At 55.1% G+C, this 7,995-nt stretch carries 6 protein-coding genes; 4 read left to right on the forward strand and 2 right to left on the reverse strand.

From position 1 onward, the window contains the following. Window position 1: 1 nt before the first annotated feature. Both NKI31_RS30205 and NKI31_RS30210 read right to left on the reverse strand, forming a co-directional pair. The gene (locus NKI31_RS30205; RefSeq protein WP_352653298.1) at window positions 2-1,759 is read right to left on the reverse strand and encodes a hydantoinase B/oxoprolinase family protein; all 1,758 of its coding nucleotides are present in this window, start codon (window positions 1,757-1,759) and stop codon (window positions 2-4) included. Window positions 1,760-1,763: 4 nt separating this feature from the next. Next, a complete protein-coding gene (locus NKI31_RS30210; protein ID WP_352653299.1) occupies window positions 1,764-3,818 on the reverse strand; it encodes a hydantoinase/oxoprolinase family protein in 2,055 nt (684 codons plus the stop codon). Between the two features lie 253 nt (window positions 3,819-4,071). Between NKI31_RS30210 and NKI31_RS30215 the strand changes: the two genes are divergently transcribed. From NKI31_RS30215 to NKI31_RS30230, 4 genes are all read left to right on the forward strand, one after another. Continuing rightward, a complete protein-coding gene (locus tag NKI31_RS30215) occupies window positions 4,072-5,079 on the forward strand; it encodes a sugar ABC transporter substrate-binding protein (RefSeq protein ID WP_352653300.1) in 1,008 nt (335 codons plus the stop codon). 9 nt (window positions 5,080-5,088) lie between these two features. Continuing rightward, a complete protein-coding gene (locus NKI31_RS30220) occupies window positions 5,089-6,600 on the forward strand; it encodes a sugar ABC transporter ATP-binding protein (protein WP_352653301.1) in 1,512 nt (503 codons plus the stop codon). 48 nt (window positions 6,601-6,648) lie between these two features. After that, on the forward strand, window positions 6,649-7,587 hold the full coding sequence (locus NKI31_RS30225; protein WP_352653302.1) for an ABC transporter permease: 939 nt from the start codon (window positions 6,649-6,651) through the stop codon (window positions 7,585-7,587). A gap of 15 nt (window positions 7,588-7,602) precedes the next feature. After that, a partial coding sequence (locus NKI31_RS30230; protein ID WP_352653303.1) for a hydantoinase/oxoprolinase N-terminal domain-containing protein occupies window positions 7,603-7,995 on the forward strand: 393 nt, incomplete at its 3' end.

The following is a 7,995-nucleotide window of genomic DNA, read 5'->3' on the forward strand; positions in this document are numbered from 1 at the left end:
TTCATTCAGCCGCCTTGATTGCGTCAAAGGCCGACTGCTCGCTTTTGTCCAGAATCTGCTCTACCCGTGATGTGCCGTAAGCTTTTTTCGCGAATGCGAGCGATGTCTTGCTATTCTCGATATCATCGACAATCTGCTTATCGCTTCTTTCACCGGCAGGACCATATCCTCCGCCGCCCGGCGTTTCGATTCTTATACTGTCACCGGAGTTGAGGACGAAATTCGTAGTCTTCGAACCGAGTTCACGTTCTTCGGCGGACCCAGAATTGAACAGTATTTTCGCACAACGCCCATCTTGGCCACCGCGCAGCCCGGGAGGCGGGTAAATATGGCCATCCGAACGGACCGAGAAGATCACGTCATCTTCTGTGGCGGCAATCTGCCGCGCGATGCCGAGACCACCTCGGTACCTGCCCGCGCCACAGCTGTCCTCCACCAGCGCATATTCATCAACCAGGAGATTGTATTCGTGCTCAAGGGCTTCCACGGGCAAATTGGAAGTATTGGTGACGTGAACCTGCACGCCGTCCATGCCATCGACTCCCGCTGTCCCTCCAGATCCCCCGCCGATAGTTTCCATGTAGACATAATCGTCGCCATTGCTTCGTTTTCCGGCAAAGCAGATACCAGGCACAATGTCCTGGCCCGACGCAATACCGCGCTCCTGCGGTAGCATTTGCGCAAGTGCTCCAATGACCGCGCGCGCGACCTTGTTCGCAGTGATCGATCGCGCGCCAACCGCTGCGGGATGTGCGGGACTGACGATCGTCCGGCCGGGCGTCTGAATCTCGATGCAGTCGAAAATGCCATGATTGGGCATCAATCCCGGATCGATCATCATTTTGACGCAATACACTACCGTCGCCTGCAGGGCATTGAACGGTACATTCATTGCACCTGCGGCTTGCGGACCGGTGCCTGAAAAGTCGAATAGTAATTTGCCGCCTGATACGGATATCCGCACGGCGATCCTTACCGGATCGTCGCCAATACCATCGTCGTCGAGAAATGCCTCATAATCGGCCTCTTTCGACGTGAACGCTGCGATCTGATTGAGGAGGCGGTGCCGCGTATAGGCGATCATATCCGCTATTGCTGCCGTAATGCGATCATCTCCGATTTGATCGAGAAGCTCCTGAGCCATGACGATCCCACGGTCATTCGTTGCGAGTTGCACCCCCAGATCGAGCTCGCGTTCCTTGGGATCACGTGTATTCAGGGTGACGAGACGAACGATGTCATTCTGCACTTTGCCTGTGTGCCGCAGTCGGACAATCGGGATACGAATTCCTTCTGCAAATATTGTTTCGGCGGTACCCGAAATGGATCCCGGAACCACGCCGCCGACATCCGAATGGTGGGCGATATTTGCAAGAAAGAACGACAGCTTGCCATTGTAGAAGACCGGCGAGACCACAGTGATGTCGGGGAGGTGGGTACCCCCGGCAACATAGGGATCGTTACACATGAAGGCGTCGCCTTCGCTGATTTGCTCCGGCGAAAACTCCTTCAGCAAATTGGAAACCGCGCCGACTGTGGAGCCCAAGTGCAGAGGAGTGTGTACTGTCTGGGCGAGAACCCGGCCGGAAGCGTCGAACAATCCTACAGAACAGTCGCGCCGTTCCTTTACATTCGTGGAGAAGGATGAACGCACGAGGATATGTAACATTCCCTCGACAATCGTCATCAAGCGGTTGTTGTAAACTTCCATCGCAATCGGATCGGAGACCGGTGCGCTGCCGCTATCTTTCTTCGTCATCTGCTTATTGCCCGCTCTCTTTGTTCAGTTCAAGGATCAGGTTCCCCGGAGCGTCCACAAAGGCGACCTGGTTGGGAAAGATCACGCAGGTCGAACTCATGTCCTCAACAATCGCGGGACCGGTGATCCGCGTCGAAACCGGAATCCTGTCGCGTTCGTAAACGACCGCATCCACCCATTTTAAATCCGGGTCGACGAAGAATTCGCGCCGCCCAATGATGGCCGCTTCAAGCTTGCCGTTCGGCTGCTGGCAGTGGCTGGCCGTTCCTGAAGATGGCGCGGATCCGCGGACCCGAAAGTTTACTATTTCGATCTGACGGTCGGGGAGCGAATAGCCGTATTCCTTGCGGTGCGCATGTTCGAACTCCCGCAAGAAGGTTTCGGCATCTGGCAGAGGATTCGGGAGTGGAATTTGCACCTCGTGGTTCTGTCCAAAGTACCGTGCCTCCAGTACATTCTCATATTGCCGTTGGTATTGGGGCACATCCTCGCTAGCCAGCCAGCGCTCGGCTTCGCCCCGCAAAACTTCCATTTCCGACGTGATGCTCGACCAGCGTTCGCGAATGAAGGGGCGGATCTTGCTCTGAACGAAATCGAGGCTGATATCGGAAACAAGGATACCACGCGCACACATCGTTCCGGGCTCCCTCGGCGCCACAACCCTCGACAGTCCGCATTCGATCGCCGTCTCAACACCATGCAATGGCCCAGCGCCACCATAGGCTATGAATGCATATTTCCGCGGATCGACGCCGCGTTGCGTTGTCACCGAGCGGATGGCGCGAGCCATGTTCGAGACGGCAATCCGTACAATCCCATAGGCTGCCTGTTCCACACTCATTCCCAACGGAATGGCAATCTTTTCCTCGACGACCCTGCGCGCGCCATTGAGGTCAATGGGCATTGTTCCGTTCAATATCGCGACAGGGTTAAGACGACCCAGGACAACATTAGCGTCGGTTAACGTGGGTTCGACGCCGCCTCGCATATACGCGACCGGCCCTGGCACGGCGCCAGCGCTCCGTGGTCCCACATGCAAGGCACCGGCACTATCGATATAAGCAATTGAGCCGCCGCCGGCGCCAATTACGTGGATATCGACCATCGGCGTCTTAATAGGATATGATGCCACTTCGCGACTTGTAGTAAAATGCGGCGTTCCGTCACTGATAAGCGATACGTCCGTGCTCGTGCCGCCAACGTCAAAAGTGATCGCATTTTTATACCCTGCCTGCGCTGCGATGACGGCAGAACCAATTACCCCGGCGGCTGGACCCGACAGACAGGTTCGAACGGGGTATCGGCGAACCGTATCTATGGACATCAGCCCGCCATTTGAATGGATCGTGTAGGGCTTTGCCGATATGCCCAACTTCGTCAGCCTCTCGACCAACCGAGCAAGGTAGTTCTCAAATTTCGGCCCCAAATACGCATTGGCTGTCGTTGTTGAAAATCGTTCATACTCACGAAATTCAGGCAAAACGTCGCTTGATCGGCTAACGAACGCACGCGGCATCAATTCCCGCACGATGCTTTCTGAGCGCAGTTCGTGTTCCGGGTAGAAGTAGCTGTGCAGGAAACAGATAGCCACGGCTTCCACGCCCTCGCGGGCCAGGTATTCCACCCCGCGTCGGAGTTCGGCCTCGTCGAGTTCCACCAGCACGTTTCCGCGAGCATCGACGCGTTCGGAGACTTCGATCCGGTACTGTCGCCTTGCCAGGGGTATCGGCTTGATTACCCGGTAGTTATATACGTCTGGGCGCATCTGTCGGCCGATTTCCAGGATATCACGAAATCCTTTAGTCGTTATCAGGCCAGTCTTCGCGCCGCGAAGCTCGATGACCATGTTCGTGCCGACGGTTGTTCCGTGACCGACGAATTCGATTTCCTCGGGTTTCAGATCATATTTGGCCAGCGCGCTGGCCAGACCGGTTTCAATAGCTTCGGACGGATCGTGCGGTGTCGAGGGCTCCTTGAAGTACATGACCTTTCCCGATTTCGTGTCTATCAATACGAAATCGGTGAATGTTCCTCCGACATCTATTCCCACACGTATCATTCCTGGCTTCCTTAATCGCGTATGGACAAGCACGTCGCTTCGTGTCCGATCAGTTCGATCTGGCTCATTGCCACGACACTGAGTAGCCGCATCGCATAGGAGCTGCTCAGTGTTCTATCCAGTGTGCAAGAAACCAGACTTGAGGCGACATGGCTCATACCAATTCCAACATAGCCCCCGAAACTTTGATATTAGCGGGCATTCGGGGCCCTGCTATCTTTAGGGTGCCCTTTGTGACGGGAGGAGAAGTCGAGTGAATCTGACCTATAAGATAGCAGCCTTGGCAGGCGTCGCAGCGGTCTTATCCGGGCCAGCATATGCTGCCGATCCTATTCGCATTGCGTTGTTCGGCTTCGCGGCTGACAACGCCTTCACACTGGCTAGCCTAGAGGGTCTAAAGGAGGCGGCGAAAGAAGCTGGCGACGTTGAAATTGAATTGTTCGACGGTGCGTTTGATGCAGACAGGCAGTTCAACCAAATCCAGGACGCGGTCGCTTCTGGACGATTCAACGGGATGCTGATCCTGCCGATGGGCTATTCTTCGGCGGTCCCTGCGGCCGAGGAGGCAATCAAAGCAGGCATCAAGTTCGGTTCGCTCGAATACCCGCTAGGACCCGATCCAACGACAACCGACAAGTTCCAGGTCAAGGGGATGACGACATTCGTTGGCTATAATGTAGGCAGCATTGGTCTTCGGCTCGCGGAAGCCACTGTGGAAGCCTGTCAGGGCAGGGACCCGTGCAAGGTCGCGCTGCTAGTCGGCAGCCGGTCAGCAGCCCAGGACGTGCCCAAGATCGAGGCATTCAATAAACATATTGCGGAGTTTCCTTCGATCAAGCTCGTCTCCACCCAAGACACGCTGTGGGGGAGAGAAGTTGGGCTCAAGGTGACGCAGGATGTTTTGCAATCGAATCCGGACCTGGACGTAATCACCTCTTTCGCCGACCAGGCGGCGGCCGGCGCCGAGATTGCGTTGACGGGCGCAGGTATGAATGTAGGCGGTGAGGGCGTTCAACTTATCGGCCTAGGCGCTACGAAATCAGCGGTAGCGGCAATCCGCCAAGGGCGCTGGTATGGTACCTATGTGGAGTTGCCATACATGGAAGGCTATCTCGGTGGCAAGAACATCATAGCAGCCATGCGCGGTCAAGAATTTGAACCGATTATCGATTTGGAAACGCATTCGCCCGTCGGTGCGGCAATCGCCACGAAGACAAATCTCAATACCCATCCGGACTGGTCATCCAAGTGGGATGGCTAGAGGTATACAATGCAAGTCGTTGTCGACAATGTCAGTAAACATTTTGCCGGCGCCATCGCACTTCAGAATGTCTCCTTTGAAGTCTGCGGCGGAAGCGTTCACGGTCTCGTCGGAGAGAATGGCGCGGGCAAGTCGACGCTGGGAAAGCTGGTCGGCGGGATTCTCCAGGCGAGCGATGGACGCGTGATCTACGATGGTGACGACACGCCAGTCTCGTCACCACGTGAAGCGATTGAGCGCGGTATCGCTGTCGTTCAACAGGAACTTGTTCTCTGTCAGAAGCTAACCGTCGCAGAAAATATATTTCTGGGGCGCGAGAACACCACACTTGGATTTTTACGAAACCGGGGGAGCCTTCGGGAATTCAACCAACTACGTGACGAACTTGGATTCGAGCTCGACGGAAGAGCCAAGGTCGGATCGCTAAGTATCGCTGACCAGCAGCAAGTGGAGATACTCAAGGCGCTTTCTCGAAACGCTCGACTGATCGTGCTGGACGAGCCTACATCTTCCCTTACTCCTACCGAAACTGAACACTTGCACCAAGTCGTCAAAAGGTTGGCAACGGATCGCGGAACGACCTTTATATATGTATCCCACTTCCTCAACCACATACTCGGAAGCTGCGATGCTGTATCTGTCCTTCGAAACGGTAAGCACGTGCAAACGGGACCGGCTAAAGATCAAACACACGCGTCACTGGCGGCTGCAATGCTGGGCCGCGACCTCTCCGATATCTTTCCGCCCAAGAAGGCCCCGCCGCCAACTAGCTCGGTTAAGTTGTCTACCAGTGGCCTGACAAGACGGCGCAAATTCGAGAACATCAACATCCAGGTTAAGGCGGGAGAGATCGTCGGAATAGCAGGACTTGTCGGCAGCGGCCGCTCTGAGGTGTTGCGATCCATCTTTGGTGCCGACGAATTTCAAAGTGGCATGGTTGCAATCGACGGGTACCCAGTTGGCCGTCATACGCCGATCACGGCAATGCGCAATGGTTTGGCCATGGTGCCGGAAAGCCGGCGCGAGCAGGGATTGTTCCTCGAACATTCGATCGCGGAAAACATCTCGCTCATAAATTTTAGTGAGCTTCGTCCTTTCGGCATGGTAAACCGCGGGAAAGAAGCGGAAGAGATACGCAAGTGGGCCGGCCGCCTGAACATCAAATGCACATCTACCGACGCTTTGGTTTCCTCCCTTTCAGGCGGCAACCAGCAAAAGGTGCTTTTCGCAAAATGGTTGGCCGGCAACCCATCGGTTATGTTGCTTGACGAGCCGACCCGCGGCGTGGACATCGGCGCAAAATCCGAAATCTACAATCTGATCGCCGAACTGGCGGCGCGTGGGATGGCTATCCTGATCGTCTCGTCTGAGATCGAGGAACTGGTTGGCTTGTGCCACCGGATGTACATCATGCATGAAGGCAGCATCGTTGGCGAAAAATCCGCCGAGGAAATCGAGATCGGAGCAATCCTGCGCGAATGCCTTGGCGTATGCGAGAGCGATCTCCATTCAAACAGGTGAGAATAAAAATTTCTGCAAACCGCTGAGATCGAGAGATTGGAGAGACCAGTGCGGTTCAAGAACTATGGGCTGAGCCTCCTGAAGGATTACGCCATCCTCATCGCCTTGGTACTGGCGGTCATTCTCCTCGCGGTTGTGGAACCTGCGTTCCTCACATTCAGGAACTTGCGCAATCTGCTCGACCAGAACGCCGGGATCGGGATCATTGCATGTGGGATGACGTTCGTGATCGTCGCTCGCGGTTTTGACCTATCCGTGTCAGCGACGTTCGCAGTTAGCGGAATTACGGCCGCACTTGTTGCCAATGCATCGACGCCGATAGTCGGCTTGGTGTCGGGTGTAGTGATTGGCACGATGATTGGTTTAGCCAACGGAACCCTTATTGCCAGGCTTCAGTTGAATTCGTTCCTGATCACCTTGGCTTCCAGCATCGTAATTCGGGGCTGCGGCATCGCCATGTCCGGCGGATACCTGATCAACGTAACGGAAGAATCCTATTCTACGCTTGGGCGAGGTACTGTTTACGGGATCACTTATCCAAGCATTGCTTTCGTCCTTTTCGTGCTAATCTCCACGCTTGTGCTTCACCGCACCCAGTATGGCCGGTATATTTTTGCCGTCGGTGGAAATGAGGAGGCGGCGCTTCTTTCGGGTATCCGAACCAAAATCATCAAGGGATCAACTTTTGCGATTGCGGGATTTGCGGCTGCTCTTGCTGGCATCCTTCTGTCATCGAAGGTTTCCACCGGCATACCCAACAGCGGTTCCGGGATCGAGCTGCAGGCGATCGCCGCGGTTGTTCTCGGAGGGACGTCGATTGGCGGCGGTGCCGGCGCCATCTGGCGCACGGTGGTGGGGGTGTCCCTGTTGGCGATCGTAAACAACGCCTTCAACATTATGAACCTCGAACCATATCTCCGGGAGATAGTCACCGGCACCATCATCATTCTAGCGGTGATTACAAATACGCTCACCGGTCGCAAGTAATACGAGGCAAGATAAATGGCTAAAATCAGCACCATTGTTAAAAAAGACCGGTACAGGATAGCCGCCGACATAGGTGGCACTTTTACGGATGTGGTCGTTCAAAGTACGAGCACAGGTGAATTACTTGCGGCGAAATATCCGACCACGCCAAGTGATCTATCTGACGGAATATTGCGTGCATTTGGCCAAGTCATCGACGATTTCGCCGAGGTCGAGTTTGCGGTACACGGAACGACGCAAGGATTGAACGCGCTGCTATCTCATTCTGGCGGCAGGATTATGCTCTTGACGACCGCCGGCGCTCGCGACAGCATTCTTCATAATGCGGGGATCGCGACCGCGAAGGGAAATGTACAACAACAAGTTCCAGCGTCCCGAACAGTTTGTGCGGCGGCGGGATACATTGGA

This window comes from Mesorhizobium sp. M0659 (assembly GCF_040320605.1).
In the GTDB taxonomy this organism is placed as follows: Bacteria; Pseudomonadota; Alphaproteobacteria; order Rhizobiales; family Rhizobiaceae; genus Mesorhizobium.

Excerpts from the sequence above, each read along its gene's own strand:
- NKI31_RS30205 (WP_352653298.1), bottom strand. The coding sequence starts at position 1,759 with ATGACGAAGAAAGATAGCGGCAGCGCACCGGTCTCCGATCCGATTGCG.
- NKI31_RS30210 (WP_352653299.1), bottom strand. The coding sequence starts at position 3,818 with ATGATACGTGTGGGAATAGATGTCGGAGGAACATTCACCGATTTCGTA.
- NKI31_RS30220 (WP_352653301.1), top strand. The coding sequence starts at position 5,089 with ATGCAAGTCGTTGTCGACAATGTCAGTAAACATTTTGCCGGCGCCATC.